This is a genomic window from Streptomyces sp. JH002 (assembly GCF_050916115.1).
Taxonomy (GTDB): Bacteria; Actinomycetota; Actinomycetes; order Streptomycetales; family Streptomycetaceae; genus Streptomyces; species Streptomyces xiamenensis.
Window position 1 is genome coordinate 2,730,898 of sequence record NZ_CP087989.1, and the last position, 15,858, is coordinate 2,746,755.

Here is a 15,858-nt window from a genome sequence, read left to right on the forward strand (position 1 = left end):
CCGGCCACCCGGCGGCCCCCGGCCGCCGCGCTAGGCCACCCGCACCGCCTCCAGCAGCACCAGCCGCTCCGGATGCAGCGTCGGCGGCTGCACCCCCACGGTGTCCAGCACCCGGCCCGGCAGCGTCACTCCGTCCTCGTCGCCCCACCAGGGCAGCGTCAGCCACGACGACACCCCGGCCGCGTCCCCCGGCGCCAGCGGCGTCACCCGGTACTCCCCCGCCGGGTCCAGCCCCGGCAGCCGTACCCGACCCACCGGCGACTGCACGCTCGTCGCCGTCTGCACCAGCGCGAACACCGCCCGCGCGGCGTCCGGCGCCACCACCCCGTGCACCCACAGCGCCGGATCCGGGTGGTCGCCGCGCACCACGTCACCGCCGTGCAGCAGGGGGCGCAGCCGCTTGTACAGCGTGATCCACTCCGCCAGCTCGGCCCGGTCCGCCCCGCTCGCCCCCGTCAGATCCCATTCGATCCCGAAGTGCCCGAACAGCGCGGTGCCCGCCCGAAAGTCGAGCCGGTGCTCCCGCCCCGTCGTGTGGGCGCGGGGGGACCCCACGTGCGATCCCATCAGCTCGGGCGGCAGCAGCAGCCCCGTCCAGCGCTGGATGGACTGCCGCTCCAGCGCGTCGATGCAGTCGCTCGTCCACACCCGGTCGGTGCGCTCCAGAATCCCCAGATCGACCCGGCCGCCGCCCGAGGAACACGACTCGATCTCCAGGCCGGGATGCCGGGCCCGCAGCTCGTCCAGCAGCCGGTAGGTGGCCAGCGTCTGCTCGCGCACCCCCGCCCGGCCGCCGGCGGCGCTGTGCCCGGCCTCGATCAGGTCGCGGTTGTGGTCCCACTTCAGGTACGTCAGCGCGTACTCGTCCACCAGCGCGTCCAGCCGCCCCAGGATGTACGCGTACGCCTGCGGGTGCCCCAGGTCCAGGACCTGCTGGTGCCGCGAGGGCGGCGGCAGCCGGTCGCCGGTGGCCAGGATCCACTCGGGGTGCTCACGCGCCAGGTCGGAGTCCGGGTTGACCATCTCCGGCTCGACCCACAGGCCGAACTCCATGCCGAGCCCGCGCACGTGCTCCGCCAGCGGGTGCAGCCCCTGCGGCCACACCTCCTCGTCCACGTACCAGTCGCCCAGACCCGCGTGGTCGTCGCGCCGCCCCCGGAACCACCCGTCGTCCAGCACGAACCGCTCCACCCCGACCGAGGCCCCCACCTCCGCCAGCTCCTTCAGCCGGGCCAGGTCGTGGTCGAAGTACACCGCCTCCCACACGTTCAGCGTGACCGGCCGGTTGTCGGTACGGGGGTGGCTCGCGCGCCCGCGCAGATAGCGGTGGAAGCGGCCCGCCAGCTCGTCGAGCCCGGAACCGCCGTAACTCCCGTACACCCACGGGGTCACGTACTCCTCGCCCGCCGCGCCCAGCGTCACCTCGCCCGCCAGCAGCAGTTCGCCGCCGCCCAGCAGCGAGACGCCGTGGCTGGTGCGCTCGGCGAGCGAGCGCTGGTTGCCGCTCCACGCCACGTGCAGCCCCCACACCTCCCCGGAGCGGAATCCGAAGGCGTCCGTCCCGGCCACGTGCACGGTCGCCGCGTCGGTACCGGTGCGGCCCCGGCGGTTCTCCCGCAGATGGGTACCGAGCGTGAACGCGTGCCGCTGCGGGCTGCGCTCGCGCAGATGCCGGCCGGTGAGGGTGAGCACCTCGGTGGCCCGGTCGGGGACGGGGAGGGTGAGCAGGACGCCGGAGAGGGTGTACGGGGCCCGGCCGGCGGCGGAGGGCAGGCTGGTCACGGTGGCCCGCTGCCGTACCAGGCCGGACTCCGTCAGCTCGACCTCAAGACGCAGCCCGAGCCCGGCGTGCGCGTCCTCGGCGTCGACGGTGAGGGACCGCTCGCCGGGGTGGAGCGCGGTGACGGCGAAGGCGGTGGAGAAGTCCGCCCCGGCCCGGTGCCCGGTCAGCCCGGGGGTACCGAGCCAGCCGGCCGACTGCTCGGGAAGCAGGCTCACCGGGACCGTCTCGTCGGTGCTGTTGGGGGCGACCGGCGGCACCGAGGCCCGTACGAGCGCGGCCAGCGCGGCGGCGGACAGTTCGCCCAGATCGGCGCCCCAGTGCACGGCGCGCGGCAGCCCGGTGCCCGTGCAGTTCAGCACGAGGCTGACCCCGGCGGCCCGAAGATGAACAATGGTCCCGTCGTGTCGCATCTGCGGCCTCTGCTTGATTGATCGAACATGTTGAGTCGTGTGCGATATTTCTACCTGGAGGGCAGCCTCGATGACCACCCCGTACGCCTCCGAGTCCCGCACCAACCCGGAACGCTGCAACTGGTGCGAGGGTGAGGGCGTCCGCCCCTACACCTGGGCCTACGTCCCGGGCAACGACCCCTTCCGCTTCCGGGACGCCGTCACCCATACCCGCATGGGCAACTGCCGCAACTGCCGGGGAACGGGTATCTACCACGCACGCCGGGATCCGACGATCCCGGCCGAGGACGGCACGGGCCCCGGTCCTGGCTCCGGCTCCGGCGATGACGACTGACGCCCGCGGCGGCGGCCTCCTCGCTTCGGCACGCACCGAAGGAACCCGTTCCTAGGCTCCGGACCATGCATCACATCGCCATCGAGCCGTCCATCCTCTACTTCGGCACCCCCGTGGTGCTCCTCAGTACCGAGAACCAGGACGGCACCTTCAACCTGGCGCCCATCTCATCGGCCTGGGCCCTCGGGCAGACCGTCGTCCTGGGCCTGGGACGCGACGGTCAGACGGCGCACAACCTCACCCACCGCCCCGACCTGGTGATCAACCTCCCGGCCCCGGACCAGTGGCCCGCGGTCGAACGCCTGGCGCCCCTGACCGGCCGCCATCCGGTCCCCGCCACCAAGGCCGAGGGCTGCCGCCACGAGCCGGACAAGTTCGGGGCCGCCGGGCTCCACCCGACGCCGTCGCACACCGTCCGGCCGCCCCGCGTCAGCGAGTGCCCCCTGCACCTGGAGGCGAGAGCGGCCCGGGTGCGCCCGGACGCCGAGGGCGACTTCCTGATCGTCGAGGCCCACGTCCGCAAGGTCCACGCCGACCCCCGCCTGACCGTCCCCGGCACGGACCACATCAGCCCGGCCGCCTGGAGCCCGCTCCTCTACAACTTCCGCCACTACTACGGCCTGGGGCCCGAACTCGGGCGCTCGTACCGGGCGGCGGCCCCCACGGCGGCGGGGCGGTAGCGGCGGCCGGGAAGCCCACGGGGCCACGCGATGGCGGATCTTGGAGCACGACGGGGGCCAACCCCCGGCCCGGACAACGCGCAGGCCCCCCGGACGCGTCCGGGGGGCCTGCCCCTGAGAGCCGCCTGTCGGATTCGAACCGACGACCTTCGCTTTACAAGAGCGGTGCTCTACCAGCTGAGCTAAGGCGGCGCCGCCCCGGGCAACTTCCGGGGCGCGCACAGCCTACCTCGCTTCCCTGACCACCGGGCAGCGGCAAGGGGACTGCCCCACCGGGGCGGCCTCGTGGGGTGGGCGGCAGGAAGGTCCGGAGGCCGCCGGCCCCGTCGCGGACCGGACCCGGTACGTCGCCTCAGGTGCCGGAACCGAAGCGGGTGGCCTGGTCGTCGCGGGCGGCGGCCGGGGCGTCGGTGGTCCACCGCCTGGGGCGGGAGCCGCGCAGGAAGCGCTCGGCCGGGGCCCAGCCGGCCCCGCGCAACAGGTCCCAGCCGGGCGGCGGGGTCAGGTCCTCCAGGTGCTCGGCGGGGTCGATGCGCACGCGGTCCCAGGCGTGGATGACGCGGCCGTCGCCGAGGGCGATGCCGACGTGGCCCCAGTTGCGGCGGGCGCCGAGGAGTTCGCCGACGCTGTCGTAGAAGACGAAGGCGCCGCGCGGCGGGGGCCCGGTGCGGGTGGCGGCCTCGTACAGCACGGCGGATTCGTGGGCGGTGTCGCCGCCGAAGAGTTCGAGCCCGTTGGCGCGTTCGTAGGCGTCCTCGACGAAGGCGAGGCAGCGCGTGGCGTAGGCCGTGGAGCCGAGGTGGCCCTCGGCCCAGGCGATGGCGTGGTCGGCGAGGCGGCTCAGGTCGTCTTCGTCCATCCGCCGATGCTGGCGGCCCGCCCGCCCGGCGCGCCACAGGTTTTCCGCCCCGGCCGTCGCGCGGCCGCACGGCGGAGGGCGCGGTGGTCCCGTCGTTTCGCTCCGCACTATGCGAACATGTGTTCGAGGCGATCGAAACGTACGGAGTGTGCCCATGACTCAGCCCAGTTGCTACCTCGTGGAGTTCTCGGTCGGTCCGGGCGGCGCCCGCAAGGGGGACATCTACGCCGCCGGGACCCTGGCCAGTGCACGGGAGGCGTTCGAGGAGACGGACCACCTCGACCCGTATCTCCTGCTCTGGTACGGCGCCTGCCTGCGGCTGTGGGTCGTACGGCACGGCACCGTCGTGGGCGGCATCGACCTGCTGCCGTACGTGCGCAGCACCGACCCGGCGTACGACGCCACCGTGCGCGACCTGATGCTCGGCAAGGACGCGTGGGTCGGCGCGGTGATCGCGGACGTCGACGAGGTCCTCACCGAACACGGCTGGGACATGCTCGGCGCGCTCCCGCTCCTGGACCACCTCTTCACCCTGCGCCGGCGCGGCGGCCCAGCGGCCGTCGCCGAGGAGCGGCGCGCCATCGCCGCCGCCGAGAACGGGAACCTGCCGCTGCCGCCGGACGGCCGGCCGGTGGCCGGGCTGTGGCTGGACTGGGCGGCGCTCGCCCGCGACGTACCGGCCCTGGACGGACCGGTGCTGACCGAAGGTCCGGTCACCGTCACCCTCGGCCGGACCGTCCCCCGCGACCCCGACAGCTATCTGGTCGTCGGCTCCGAGAACGAACTCTTCGCCGGGGGCAACAATCTGGAGCGCTAGCCGCGATGATGGCCGCATGGATGGCGACCGTGACGGCGACGGCGGAGCGGCGGACCGGGCCCGGCTCGACGAGGACATCACGGCACTCGGCGAACTCCTCGGCGAGCACCCGTTCTCCCCGGGCCGGCCCGGCGCCACGGCGGCGATGGCGGACGACTTCGCCCAGGCGCTGGACGCGTACGACACCGCGCGCCGGTCGGCGGACCGCGATCAGCGGCTCGCACGGCGCACGGTGGAGGACGGCCGGTACGCGCTGGCCCGGCTGGACGCCCGGATGGCGGGGGATCCGCTGCCGCACCGGCTGCCGCTGTGCTTCTTCGACGCCCGGCACGGCCGCGCGGAACGCCAGGTCTCCTGGCGGCCGGACGGGGGCGCGAGGCGGCGGATAGCGGTCTGCGCCGCCGACGCCGTACGGCTGGCCGACGGCGAGCGCCCGCTCTCCGCACCGGCACCCGCGTCGGACCCTGCCTCCGCCGCGCCCCGCACCGTCCCCACCGCCCGGGGCGCCGCCCTGCCGCTCGCCCCCGGGGAACGCGGGAGGCTGCGCGACCGCTACAGCAAGGAACAACTGGCGTGGCGCGTCGGACCGGCCGGGTACGCGGTGTACGCCCTGCTGCTGGTCCTGCTCGGCGCCCCGGACCTGGCCCTGATGGGCGTCTATGTGACGGTCGTGGCGGGCACCGTGACCGGCCTGGGCGCGGCGGGCACCTGGCTGACGGGGCGCGCGCTGTGGAACATCGTCCGGCGCGGCGGCCGGGTGACGGCCGGCTATCTGCGCACCGAGCCGCCGGGCCCCGGGCGCAGCCGGTGGGGGCATGTCTACGGGTACACGGATCCGGCCGGGAAGGAATGGACGTACCGGCGCGACGCCGAGGACAGCACGGTACGGCCGCTCGCGGAGCGGGCGCTGTGGCTCGCCCCCGGCTCGCCGAAGGGCCTGTACGCCCATGTGTACCCGTACTGGGGTGTGGCCGCCCTGCTGCTGAGCGCGCCGGCCTTTCTCGCCGGATGCGCGGCCCTGCTCATCGTCTGTCCGGGTTTTCTGCTCCGCGCACTGTTCTTCTCCTGAGTACGCCCGGACGCGTCGCACTTTTTCCCACAGGACTCGTGACAAATGATGTCCCTTCGAGTTAGGTTCGCCATGCGTTCACCAGGGACGGTGGACGTGGCGCCTTCCTACTCGGATCGTCCGGCACGTTCCTGCCGGTAGAAGGAGAGAACAGAACATGGCTTCGGTTACGTACGACAAGGCGACCCGGATTTATCCGGGCGGGGAGAAGCCCGCCGTCGACGCGCTGGACATCGAGATCGCGGACGGTGAGTTCCTCGTTCTCGTCGGCCCGTCCGGCTGTGGCAAGTCCACCTCCCTGCGGATGCTGGCCGGCCTCGAGGACGTCAACGGCGGTGCCATCCGCATCGGCGACCGCGACGTCACCCACCTGCCGCCGAAGGACCGGGACATCGCGATGGTGTTCCAGAACTACGCGCTGTACCCCCACATGACCGTCGCGCAGAACATGGGCTTCGCGCTCAAGATCGCCGGCGTCAACAAGGTGGACATCCGCACCAAGGTCGAGGAAGCCGCCAAGATCCTCGACCTCACCGAGTACCTGGAGCGCAAGCCGAAGGCGCTCTCCGGTGGTCAGCGCCAGCGTGTGGCGATGGGCCGCGCCATCGTGCGTGAGCCGCAGGTCTTCCTCATGGACGAGCCGCTGTCGAACCTCGACGCCAAGCTCCGCGTCCAGACCCGTACCCAGATCGCGAGCCTGCAGCGCCGCCTGGGCGTCACCACGGTGTACGTCACCCACGACCAGGTCGAGGCCCTGACCATGGGCGACCGGGTCGCCGTCCTCAAGGACGGGCTGCTCCAGCAGGTCGACTCGCCGCGCAACATGTACGACAAGCCGGCCAACCTCTTCGTCGCGGGCTTCATCGGCTCCCCCGCCATGAACCTGGTCGAGGTGCCGATCACCGACGGCGGCGTGAAGTTCGGCAACAGCGTCGTCCCGGTCGAGCGTGCCGCGCTCACCGAGGCGCAGAAGCAGGGCGACACCCGCGTGGTCGTCGGCTGCCGCCCCGAGCACTTCGACATCGTCAACGGCAACGGCGGCGGCCTGGAGAAGGCCGACGCGGACAAGGAAGCCGGTCTGGCCGTCACCGTCAACGTCGTCGAGGAGCTCGGCGCCGACGGTTACGTCTACGGCACCGCCGAGGTCGGCGGCGAGACCAAGGACCTGGTGATCCGGGTCGGCGGCCGCGAGATCCCGGAGAAGGGCGCCAAGCTGCACGTCGTGCCCCGCCCGGGCGAGACCCACGTCTTCGCGGTCAGCAGCGGGGCGCGTCTCACCTGATATTCCCCCCTTTCGTGGCCATGGGGCCGCGCATTCCGTACCCGGTACGGATGCGCGGCCCTTTGCGCGTCAAGGAGAAATTCGAAAACGGAAAAACACGGTCACTCTTGAGAGTGACCAGCTGCCATCAAACCGCTACTCCTCGCTACGATCGCATGGCCCGTTCAATCCATCCGTCGACTCGCGAGGAAGACACCACCAGTGAATCTGGCTGTTCGCCGCATCGGCAGAAGTCTCGCCATTGTCCTTCCCGTTGTCCTGGTGCTCTCCGGAACCCTGGCCATCACCAAGGTGCCGTGGGCCTCCACCCCGTCCGAGGCGCTGCTGCTGCCCGCCTCCGCCGAGGCCGACGCCAGGACCTCGCCGGACGCAGCGCCCCAGGACGTGACAGCCCCGGAGGCCGTGCTCCAGGAGCAGCTGATCACCACCCTGCGCCAGGAGGACCCAGGCGTCGCGCTCACCGCCCTCCAGGAGGCCGTCGACCGCGAGCCGACCCTCGCCGAGCACTGCATGGACATCGCCCGCGCGCTGGGCCGGGCCGCGGTGGAGAAGTACGGCAGCGCGCTGCGTGCCCAGCAGCACGCCCGCCCGGTGTGCGACACGTCGTTCGCCACCGGTGTCATGGAGTTCAGCTGAGGAGACGCCCCGGTTCCAGGACGCCCGGAGCGGTGCGCGAGGCATCCCGTAGGCTGCGGAGCATGACTGTTGCCCCGCAGCCCACGCAGGCGGTGGTCCTGGCCGGCGGCCAGGGATCCCGGCTGCGGCCCTATACCGACGACCGGCCCAAGGCGATGGTGGAGATCCCCGGTACGGGGGTGCCGATCATCGGGCACCAGCTGAGCTGGCTCGCCGCCGAGGGCGTCACCGACGCCGTCATCTCCTGCGGCCATCTCGCCGAGGTGCTCCAGGAATGGCTGGAGAAGGCGGATCTCCCGCTGCGGGTCTCCACGGTCGTGGAGACCGAACCCCTGGGCCGCGGCGGCGGGCTGAAGTACGCGGCGACCGCGCTGCCCCGCCCCGAGGAGGCGTGGTACGCGACCAACGGGGACATCTGGACCAGCTTCTCGCTGCGCGACATGGCCGCCTTCCACGCGGAGCGGGACGCGACGGCGACGCTGGCGCTGGCCAGGCCGCGCATCCCGTGGGGGGTGGTGGAGACCGACGAGTTCGGGCACGTCCTGGACTTCATCGAGGCCCCGCCCTCCCCGTACCTGGTCAACGCGGGCATCTATGTCTTCGCCCCCGAGTTCACGGCGCTGCTGCCGGACCGGGGCGACCACGAGCGCACCACCTTCCCGCGGCTGGCCCGCGCGCGGCGATTGGCGGGCTTCGACCTGCCGCAGGGCACGTTCTGGCGGGCGATCGACACCGTGAAGGACCTGCGGGAGGCCGCCCGCGAACTGGACGCCCGCGAGGGGCGCGGCTGACGGACGCGGCGTGGAACGGGACCGGTCGGCGCACGGCCCACGGCCGGTCTCCCGCCTGTGCGGCCCGCCGTCGTTGTCAGACCCGGCTGGCACGCTGGCAACCATGCTGGAACGACTGGACGAGACCGGCTGGGGCCGGCTCACGCACGCGTACGGATACGCCGGTGATGTGCCGGGGCAGCTCCGGTCACTGTCCTCCGCCGAGCCCGAGGAGCGGCAAGCGGCGCTGAGCGCGCTGTACGGGAACATCTTCCACCAGGGCACCCGGTACGAGGCCAGCGTGCCCGCCGTGCCGTTCCTGCTGGCGCTGGCCACCGATCCGGGCACGCCCGAACGCGACGGTGTGCTGTGGCTGCTGGCGGCGCTGGCCATCGGGTACGACGACCCGTTCGTCCCGGAGGGCTTCCCGGTGGCCGAGCTGCGGCGGGCCGCGCGCGGCGGCGCGGAACTGGCGGCGACGGCCCACGCGTTCGAGCTGGCCGACCGCCCGCGGGAGGGCGGGGACGAGGGCTGGGAGGACGACGGTCCGGCCCGGTACTTCTACGAGGCGTCCCTGTCGGAGGCCGACCAGAACCGGCTCGGCGCCCACGTGGCGCTGGCGGCCTACGACGCGGTACGGGCCGGGCTGCCGGCCGTCCGTGAGCTGACGGCGGAGCACGAGCCGCCGGAGATACGCCGGGCCGCCGCTTATCTGCTGGCCTGGTTCCCCGAGGACGCGGCGCAGTCCGTCCCCGTACTGATCGCGGCGGCGGCCGGGAAGGACGGCCCCACGGCCGCGATCGCCCTCACCGGGCTCGGGCTGCTCGGCGCCCCGTACGACGCGGCGGTGGCAGGGGCGCTGGAGTCCGCCCTCTCCGGGGACGCACCGGAGGTGGTGCGGTGGGGTGCCGCGACGGCGCTGGCCCGGCTGCGCGGGCCGGCCGCCGGGGAGCGGGCGATCGGCGAACTGAGGGCCTGGCTCGCCCGGGACGGCGGCGGGTACGGCGGCCGGCACCCCGACATACCGTTCCTCGACGGGAACGTACGCGGGTACGCCGCCCAGTCCCTGCGCGCGCTCGGCGATCCCGCCACGGACGCGGCCACCTTCGACGGGCTGCTCGGCCAACTGCCGCGCCTGTCCGGCCCACCGATCCTGCCCGTACTGGACGCGGCGCTGGCCCTGGCCTTCCCCGACGGAGCGATACGCCCGGGCACACCGGCCGGTGAGCTGACGGACCGGCAGCGGCGGCTGGCCGGGCTGCTGGCCGACAACCCGGGCTGCTGGCGCACGGAGAACCGCCAGTTCGGCAACGTCGGCCACCTGATCGCCTGCTACGGACTGCCCGGCCGGCCGGACCGGCTGGCCGGCTACCTCGCCCGCGAAGAGGCCGCCTGACGGCCCGCCGGGCGCTTCCGGACGGTACGGGGTTCATCGGTCGCGCCGGCCGTCTGTCGTCGACGGTCCTCCGACGACGGGGCGGCGGACGGTCTTTGGAGCGCGGCGCTCGCACCCGGCCCGCCGTCGCCGCGACGCGTCACACGCCGGTAGGACACATCCGGCTTATCGCCCGGCCCGGGTGGGAGGCGCGCTCAGTGCCGCCGTCAGGAACGTGATCGCCCAGCGCCGGGCCTCCTCGCCCGCCGGCTCCGCCGGGCAGGCGGGGGTGGGCCGGTTGTAGACCTCGACGCGGTCCACGGCCGTCACGGCGAAGATCCCCCGGATCCGGAAGAACAGCTCCTGCGGGGCCAGGCCGGGCAGGGCGCGCGCGAAAGCCGCCAGGTAACGCTCGCCGACCATGTTCTCGTCCGGCCCGGTCCAGCTGCGCGCCTCCTCGGCCGGGTCGCTGAGGATCGTCACGATCAGCCGGGACGTCCGCGCTCCGCTCTCATCGCCGGCGGGCATCTCGTCGAAGAGCGGCCCCGCGAACACCTCGACCAGTTCGGCGACCGACGGGTCCGGGGTCCGGGCGAGTAGTGCGTCGAGCCCGGCGCTCTGGGCGGCGATGATGGGCGCGGTCACGCGGCGGGCGACCTCGGCCAGGAGTTCCGCCTTCGAGCCGAAGTGATAGCCGACGGCGGCCAGGTTCGCCCCGGCGAGGTCGGTGATCGCGCGGACCGAGGTGCCGCGGTAGCCGTGCTCGGCGAAGAGGCGTTCGGCCGCGTCGAGGATCTTGGTCCGGGTATCGGGTGGCGCCATGTACCGTACTCTACAGACGTTCGATTTAAACGAACGTTTGACTCAATGGTGTGGGAGAGGTTGCCATGAAACTGCTCGTGTACGGCGCCGGGGTCTGCGGCAGCCTGTTCGCCGCCCGCCTGCATGAGGCCGGGCTCGATGTCTCGCTCCTCGCCCGGGGCGAGCGTCTGGCCTCCCTGCGCCGGCACGGCGTGCAGCTCGCCGAGGCGGACAGCCCCGCCGTCAGGCGGGTACCCGTACCGGTGGTCGAGCACCCGGCCGGTGCGTACGACCTGACCGCCGTCATCGTCCGCGCCCATCAGGTTGACGCGGTGCTGGAGTCACTCGCCGGCCTCGAGGGCGACGTGCTGTTCCTGCACAACTGGGCGGGTGGCGCGGAGCCGCTGGGCGCGGCGATCGGCCACGAGCGCGTACTGCTCGGCTTCCCGGCAATGGGCGGCACGATGGACGGCGACATCGTCCGCTATCGCGCGACCACCTTCCTGACCAGCCGGGTCCCGATGCCGATCGGCGAACCCGACGGCCGGACCACCCCGCGACTGGAACGGATCGTCCGGGAGTTCCGCACCGCCGGGATCAAGGCCAAGGCCGAGCCGCGGATGGATGCCTGGCTCACGACACACGCCGCGTTCGAAGTACCCCTCGGGCAGGCGGCGCACGCGGCGGGCGGCCCGGTGGCGCTGGCCGAGGATCCCGAGGCGATCCGCGGCATGCTCCGCCTCATACGGCAGAACCTGGCGGCCCTGCCGACCCCGCCGGTCCCCCGCGCGTTCGCCGCACTGCGAACCCTGCCGGAAGGGCTGCTCGTGGCCCTGGTGCGGCGCTTCCTGCGCAGCCCGGCGGCCGTGCACAGCGGGCTGAGCGACGTCTCCCCCACGACGGCGGCCGAACTCGAACGGCAGGTGGCACAGATGCGGGCCCGGGCCAAGGCCGGGTAAGCGGCGGCCGTGGCCCCCCGGCCGCGCCGCGGCCGCGTGCGCGGCGCCTCCGCCGGCTCATCGCCCCCGGGTCAGATCACCCGGAACAGGTCGGCCGCGCCTTGGACTTCGGTCAGGTCCTCGATGGAACGGAGGTTGTCGCACAGGGCTTCCAGGACCGAGCCGGATCCGGCCGCGCGCGGGGCGCCGACGGCCACGCCGAAGAGCCGGAAGCCCAGGCGCTGTTTGGCCTCGTTCCAGCCGCGCGTCCACTCCTCGGTGACGCCGCACTCGTCGTCGGTGATCAGGACGATGTCGCCGCGCGAGCGGGCCGCGTCGTTGAACTCCTCCTCCAGCAGTCCGCCGGCCCTGGTCAGCGGCGCCTGGTAGCTCGTGCCGCCGCCGAGGAAGCTCTCCGCGAAGTCCAAGGTCCGGTCGAGCCCGGCGGGTTCGCCCGCCGGGAAGCGGAAGACCCGGAGCCGGTCGGCCGAGGAGAACAGGATGCCGACGAAGTCCCGCCCGGCACGGCGGGCCTGGTCCAGCAGGGCCAGGGCACACGCCTTGGACCACGCCTCACGGGTGACACCGCCCGGCCCCGCCACGTACATGGAGTGCGAGGTGTCCACACAGGCGATGATCGCGCCGCGCCCGGTGGTCCGCTCCCCCCGGCTGTCGTAGAGCATCAGTTCCCCGGCAGCGTAGCGGGCGGCGAACGCCGCACGCAGTCCGGGCAGGCCGAGGTTGGCCAGCTCGGAGGGGATGACCCGGGACAGATCATCGCCGAGGGTGACCCCGATCAGTTCGCCGGTTGCCTTCTCCACCTTCCGGGCCCGCTCCCCGGCGGCCATCTGCCGGAAGCGCCCGATCAGCTCGGCCCACTGGGCGAGCCGTCCGGTGCGCAGCCGCTCGGCGAGCCGGGCCCGCCGCTCGAAGGGCATCCGCTCCAGCTCGCCCGCGCCGACTCCCCAGGCGCGCATCAGCGCGGCCTCCTCCCGTACGGCCCGGGCCGCCCGGGCCGACGCGGCGCGGGCGGCGGCCCGGACACCGGGGGAGGCCGTGGCGAGCGCCTGCGCGGCGGCGTCCCGCGCCGCCTCGGCGGCCCGGCGTGCCGCTCCCGGGTCCCGCTCGGGCGCGGCGCCCGGCTCAGCGCCCTCGTCCGACTCGTCCGACTCGTCCGGTCCCGCCGCCTCGTCGGCGGCCGACGCCTGAGCCGCGTCCTCGGCGTTCTGCCGGGCCCGCTCCGCCTGTTCCGCCCGCCCTTGCGCCTCGCGGGCGCCCTCCAGCATCCCGCGCAACGCGGCGCCCTGGGCGAGCACCGCCATGGCGGCGGCGTACGGGTCCCCCGCCGTCTCCCGGTGCAGTTCGGCGAAGCCGGGCGATTCCAGCAGCCCCGCGACGATCTCGTGGTTGACCAGCCGGGTGGGGTCCATCTCTACACCCGCGCGCAGCTTCGGCCGGACGTTGTACGCGGCCAGGAAGACATCCGTCAGCAGGTCGGCGGCGCCGTCGTGGCGCGCGCCCAGTTCCCCGGCCAGCTCACGCAGCCCGGCCGACTGCTCGTAGGTGTCGCGCCAGGTGATCCGGTCGAACCGGTCCGCGATCACGGCGGCGGACGCGAGAGCGTCCGGCCGCCCGCCCGGCGTCCCGACCACGTTGCCACCCCCTGGTGTCCGTGTGTTTCCGGCGGCGGGAACGCCACCGCCCGCCCCCGGCCCGTGCTGCTACGCCCGCGAGGACGACAGCTGGGCCTGCACCATGCTCGCGTCCATGCCGAGCGCCTCGGTCAGCACCCGGGCGCGCACCGCACGCTGCCGGCCGGTGACGCGGTCGATGGCGGCGGTGGAACGGCCCGCGCCCGCCGCCTCGGCGCGCAGTTCCGCCAGCCGCTTCCCCGCCATCGCCAGCTTGTTGTGGGCCTTCTTGATGACCCATTCGCTCAGCGCCTCCCGGGACTGCCCGGCCATCGCGTCGAGCTGGGCCTCCAACTCCTCGATGGCGTCGGCCAGGTCGAGCGCCTCCTTGGCGTCCGGGTTGACCAGGTGCAGCACTTCGCGTTCGACCGCCGGGCGCTGGGCGGGCGAGTCCCACAGCACATGCGTCAGCACCGACAGATCGGTCTCGGCCACCGCCGGGCGCCCGTCCAGGTACGCGGACGCCTGGAGCAGGCCCACCGCCTGCCGCCAGCGCCGGTCGGAGGCGATGAGTTCCCTGCGGCGCAGGGCGGCCCGCAGCGTGCACACCGCGTCCACGATCGCGTCGGGGACCTCCACGGTCGGCACGCCCCCGGTCACCGCCTGCCGCAGCGCGTCCAGCGTGACCGTGGTGCGTTCCGGCGGGGCCGGGCGGTGGACGGCGGAGCGCACGAGCGCGGCGAAGTTGGAGGGGTCCTCCAGGTAGCCGACCTCGATCCGTACCAGCAGCCGGTCGTAGATGGCGGCCGAATCCTCGCCGTCCGGCAGCTCGTTGCTCGCCGTGATGGCCCCGATGAGGGGGCAGCGGATCGGCTCGCCGCCGCTCTCGGGGTGGTAGATCCGCTCGTTGAGGTAGCCGAGCGTCTCGTTCAGCGCGGCCGTCGAGCACTTGAAGATCTCGTCGATGAACGCGACGTGCGCGGTGGTGGCCCGCCCGTCGTACACCTGCCGGTACTCGCCCCTGGCCAGCGCCGCGACATCGATGGGGCCGAACATCCGGGTCGGGGCGGTGAACTTCGACAGCAGGATCTCCCAGTAGGCCGCCCCCTCGAACCGGCCCGTCAGTTCCCTGGCCAGCTCGGACTTGGCCGTCCCCGGCGGGCCGAGCACCAGCGAGTGCTGCCCGGCCAGCAGGGTGACCAGCAGCGTGCGCACCACGTCGTCCCGCTCGTAGAACCGGTCCGACAACTCGCCGCTGATCGCCCGCAGCCGCCGGGCCGTCTCCTGCGCGTCGTACGTCTCCTGCGCGACCATGCCACTCCTCACCCGCGGGCCGCGATGCCCCCACCGATCACCGGTCGCGTCTCAACATACGCTCCCGCCGGGCGGGTCGGACCGTGGGCTGGACTCCCGTTAGCCCGGGACGGGGGCGACCGTACGCAGCCAGTCCACCAGCAATCCGCTGACGCGCTCGGGCTGTTCCTGCTGCACCCAGTGACCGGTGTCCGGCAGCAGATGGGAGGAGACCAGGCCGGGCAGGGTGGTGGGGAAGGCGTCGATGGCGTCGGAGAGCCAGGTGGTGGACGCGTCCGCCGCGCCGCCGATGAACAGCGACGGCTGGGTGATCGGCATTCCGCGCCAGGCGGCCAGGTCCTCCCAGTCGCGGTCCATGTTGCGGTAGCGGTTGAGCGCCCCGGTGAACCCGGTGCGCTCGAACTCGCCCGCGAAGACGTCGAGATCGGCCTCGCTCAGCCACGCGGGCAGCGGTCCGGCCGGGAACCGGTCGGCCATCCGCGCGCCGGGCGGCACGAAGAACAGTCCGCCGTGGTTCTCCTCCCCGCTCAGCCCGGTGTACGCACCGGCCAGCCAGGCCCGGACGTCCGGTTCGATCTCCGCCTCCGCCCGCCCGGGACGCTGGAAGTAGCTGACGTAGAACTCCTCCTCGCCGCCCATCGACGCGAACACCTCGCTGGGGCGCGGCCCGCCGTGCGGGCTGTACGCCACGCTGAGCATGCCGACGGCGGTGAACACGTCGGGGCGCAGCAGCGCCGAGTCGGCGGCGATCCGCGACCCCCAGTCGTGGCCGACGATGACGGCGGTGCGCTCGCCGAGCGCGGCCACCACCCCGGTGTTGTCGGCGACATGGGCGAGCATGCGGTACGCGTCCACCCCGGCGGGCGCGGAGGAACGGCCGTAGCCCCGTACGTCGATGGCGACCGCCCGGTATCCGGCGTCGGCGAGCGCGGGCAGCTGGTGGCGCCAGGAGTACCAGGACTCGGGGAAGCCGTGCACCAGCAGGACCAGCGGGCCGCTGCCCTGCTCCACGCAGTGGATCCGGCCGCCGGGGACTTCCAGGACGCGGTGCACCGGGTGGTGAACGGTGGGGTGAACGGGCTGCTGCTCGGGCATGGGTGGTGGCCTCCTGCGTACCGGCGACGACGACGTGCGCGCGTCCATGTGCGTCCGTGGACAC

15 protein-coding genes and 1 tRNA gene are annotated in these 15,858 nt (G+C 73.5%); 9 read left to right on the plus strand and 7 right to left on the minus strand.

The window, feature by feature from the left end:
• Window positions 1–30: 30 nt before the first annotated feature.
• Window positions 31–2,193: an alpha-galactosidase gene (locus H7827_RS12275; RefSeq protein WP_432744936.1), complete on the minus strand. Its 2,163-nt coding sequence runs from the start codon at window positions 2,191–2,193 to the stop codon at window positions 31–33.
• A 70-nt stretch (window positions 2,194–2,263) separates the two neighbouring features.
• On the opposite strand from H7827_RS12275, the gene H7827_RS12280 reads away from it, so the two are divergent.
• Together H7827_RS12280 and H7827_RS12285 are read left to right on the plus strand one after the other, a co-directional pair.
• Window positions 2,264–2,527 (plus strand): hypothetical protein, encoded by a 264-nt coding sequence (locus tag H7827_RS12280; protein ID WP_432744939.1) that lies wholly within the window; start codon window positions 2,264–2,266, stop codon window positions 2,525–2,527.
• Window positions 2,528–2,592: 65 nt separating this feature from the next.
• Entirely contained in the window at window positions 2,593–3,207 is a 615-nt protein-coding gene (locus H7827_RS12285; protein ID WP_432744942.1) for a flavin reductase family protein, read from the plus strand.
• Between the two features lie 119 nt (window positions 3,208–3,326).
• Here the strand turns inward: H7827_RS12285 and H7827_RS12290 are convergent.
• Window positions 3,327–3,399: transfer RNA gene (locus tag H7827_RS12290), tRNA-Thr, on the minus strand.
• A 160-nt stretch (window positions 3,400–3,559) separates the two neighbouring features.
• A complete protein-coding gene (locus H7827_RS12295) occupies window positions 3,560–4,066 on the minus strand; it encodes an NlpC/P60 family protein (RefSeq protein ID WP_432744945.1) in 507 nt (168 codons plus the stop codon).
• Window positions 4,067–4,220: 154 nt separating this feature from the next.
• Here H7827_RS12295 and H7827_RS12300 point away from each other — a divergent pair, with 154 nt between their 5' ends.
• The 6 genes from H7827_RS12300 (at window position 4,221) to H7827_RS12325 (ending at window position 10,036) form a co-directional block, all read left to right on the plus strand.
• Window positions 4,221–4,883: a hypothetical protein gene (locus H7827_RS12300; protein ID WP_386540107.1), complete on the plus strand. Its 663-nt coding sequence runs from the start codon at window positions 4,221–4,223 to the stop codon at window positions 4,881–4,883.
• Between the two features lie 16 nt (window positions 4,884–4,899).
• Complete coding sequence (locus H7827_RS12305; protein WP_432744948.1) at window positions 4,900–5,952, plus strand: hypothetical protein; 1,053 nt, start codon at window positions 4,900–4,902, stop codon at window positions 5,950–5,952.
• A gap of 157 nt (window positions 5,953–6,109) precedes the next feature.
• Window positions 6,110–7,234: an ABC transporter ATP-binding protein gene (locus H7827_RS12310; protein WP_030729590.1), complete on the plus strand. Its 1,125-nt coding sequence runs from the start codon at window positions 6,110–6,112 to the stop codon at window positions 7,232–7,234.
• Between the two features lie 201 nt (window positions 7,235–7,435).
• A complete protein-coding gene (locus H7827_RS12315; RefSeq protein WP_386540102.1) occupies window positions 7,436–7,870 on the plus strand; it encodes a hypothetical protein in 435 nt (144 codons plus the stop codon).
• A 62-nt stretch (window positions 7,871–7,932) separates the two neighbouring features.
• On the plus strand, window positions 7,933–8,661 hold the full coding sequence (locus tag H7827_RS12320) for a nucleotidyltransferase family protein (RefSeq protein ID WP_030729595.1): 729 nt from the start codon (window positions 7,933–7,935) through the stop codon (window positions 8,659–8,661).
• A gap of 103 nt (window positions 8,662–8,764) precedes the next feature.
• Entirely contained in the window at window positions 8,765–10,036 is a 1,272-nt protein-coding gene (locus H7827_RS12325; protein ID WP_432744952.1) for a HEAT repeat domain-containing protein, read from the plus strand.
• 165 nt (window positions 10,037–10,201) lie between these two features.
• On the opposite strand, the gene H7827_RS12330 is transcribed toward H7827_RS12325, so the two are convergent.
• Entirely contained in the window at window positions 10,202–10,837 is a 636-nt protein-coding gene (locus tag H7827_RS12330; protein WP_432744954.1) for a TetR/AcrR family transcriptional regulator, read from the minus strand.
• Between the two features lie 65 nt (window positions 10,838–10,902).
• Here H7827_RS12330 and H7827_RS12335 point away from each other — a divergent pair, with 65 nt between their 5' ends.
• The gene (locus H7827_RS12335) at window positions 10,903–11,775 is read left to right on the plus strand and encodes a ketopantoate reductase family protein (RefSeq protein WP_432744956.1); all 873 of its coding nucleotides are present in this window, start codon (window positions 10,903–10,905) and stop codon (window positions 11,773–11,775) included.
• A gap of 71 nt (window positions 11,776–11,846) precedes the next feature.
• Here H7827_RS12335 and H7827_RS12340 read toward each other — a convergent pair whose 3' ends face one another.
• The 3 genes from H7827_RS12340 to H7827_RS12350 form a co-directional block, all read right to left on the minus strand.
• Window positions 11,847–13,406 (minus strand): VWA domain-containing protein, encoded by a 1,560-nt coding sequence (locus H7827_RS12340; protein ID WP_432744958.1) that lies wholly within the window; start codon window positions 13,404–13,406, stop codon window positions 11,847–11,849.
• Between the two features lie 69 nt (window positions 13,407–13,475).
• Entirely contained in the window at window positions 13,476–14,699 is a 1,224-nt protein-coding gene (locus H7827_RS12345) for an AAA family ATPase (protein ID WP_432744961.1), read from the minus strand.
• A 99-nt stretch (window positions 14,700–14,798) separates the two neighbouring features.
• The gene (locus tag H7827_RS12350) at window positions 14,799–15,794 is read right to left on the minus strand and encodes an alpha/beta fold hydrolase (RefSeq protein ID WP_432744963.1); all 996 of its coding nucleotides are present in this window, start codon (window positions 15,792–15,794) and stop codon (window positions 14,799–14,801) included.
• Window positions 15,795–15,858 lie beyond the last annotated feature (64 nt).

Bases quoted from the DNA above. Each gene is read 5' to 3' on its own strand.
- H7827_RS12275 (WP_432744936.1), bottom strand. From the start codon at position 2,193: ATGCGACACGACGGGACCATTGTTCATCTTCGGGCCGCCGGGGTCAGC.
- H7827_RS12280 (WP_432744939.1), top strand. From the start codon at position 2,264: ATGACCACCCCGTACGCCTCCGAGTCCCGCACCAACCCGGAACGCTGC.
- H7827_RS12285 (WP_432744942.1), top strand. From the start codon at position 2,593: ATGCATCACATCGCCATCGAGCCGTCCATCCTCTACTTCGGCACCCCC.
- H7827_RS12295 (WP_432744945.1), bottom strand. From the start codon at position 4,066: ATGGACGAAGACGACCTGAGCCGCCTCGCCGACCACGCCATCGCCTGG.
- H7827_RS12300 (WP_386540107.1), top strand. From the start codon at position 4,221: ATGACTCAGCCCAGTTGCTACCTCGTGGAGTTCTCGGTCGGTCCGGGC.
- H7827_RS12305 (WP_432744948.1), top strand. From the start codon at position 4,900: ATGGATGGCGACCGTGACGGCGACGGCGGAGCGGCGGACCGGGCCCGG.
- H7827_RS12310 (WP_030729590.1), top strand. From the start codon at position 6,110: ATGGCTTCGGTTACGTACGACAAGGCGACCCGGATTTATCCGGGCGGG.
- H7827_RS12320 (WP_030729595.1), top strand. From the start codon at position 7,933: ATGACTGTTGCCCCGCAGCCCACGCAGGCGGTGGTCCTGGCCGGCGGC.
- H7827_RS12325 (WP_432744952.1), top strand. From the start codon at position 8,765: ATGCTGGAACGACTGGACGAGACCGGCTGGGGCCGGCTCACGCACGCG.
- H7827_RS12330 (WP_432744954.1), bottom strand. From the start codon at position 10,837: ATGGCGCCACCCGATACCCGGACCAAGATCCTCGACGCGGCCGAACGC.
- H7827_RS12335 (WP_432744956.1), top strand. From the start codon at position 10,903: ATGAAACTGCTCGTGTACGGCGCCGGGGTCTGCGGCAGCCTGTTCGCC.
- H7827_RS12345 (WP_432744961.1), bottom strand. From the start codon at position 14,699: ATGGTCGCGCAGGAGACGTACGACGCGCAGGAGACGGCCCGGCGGCTG.
- H7827_RS12350 (WP_432744963.1), bottom strand. From the start codon at position 15,794: ATGCCCGAGCAGCAGCCCGTTCACCCCACCGTTCACCACCCGGTGCAC.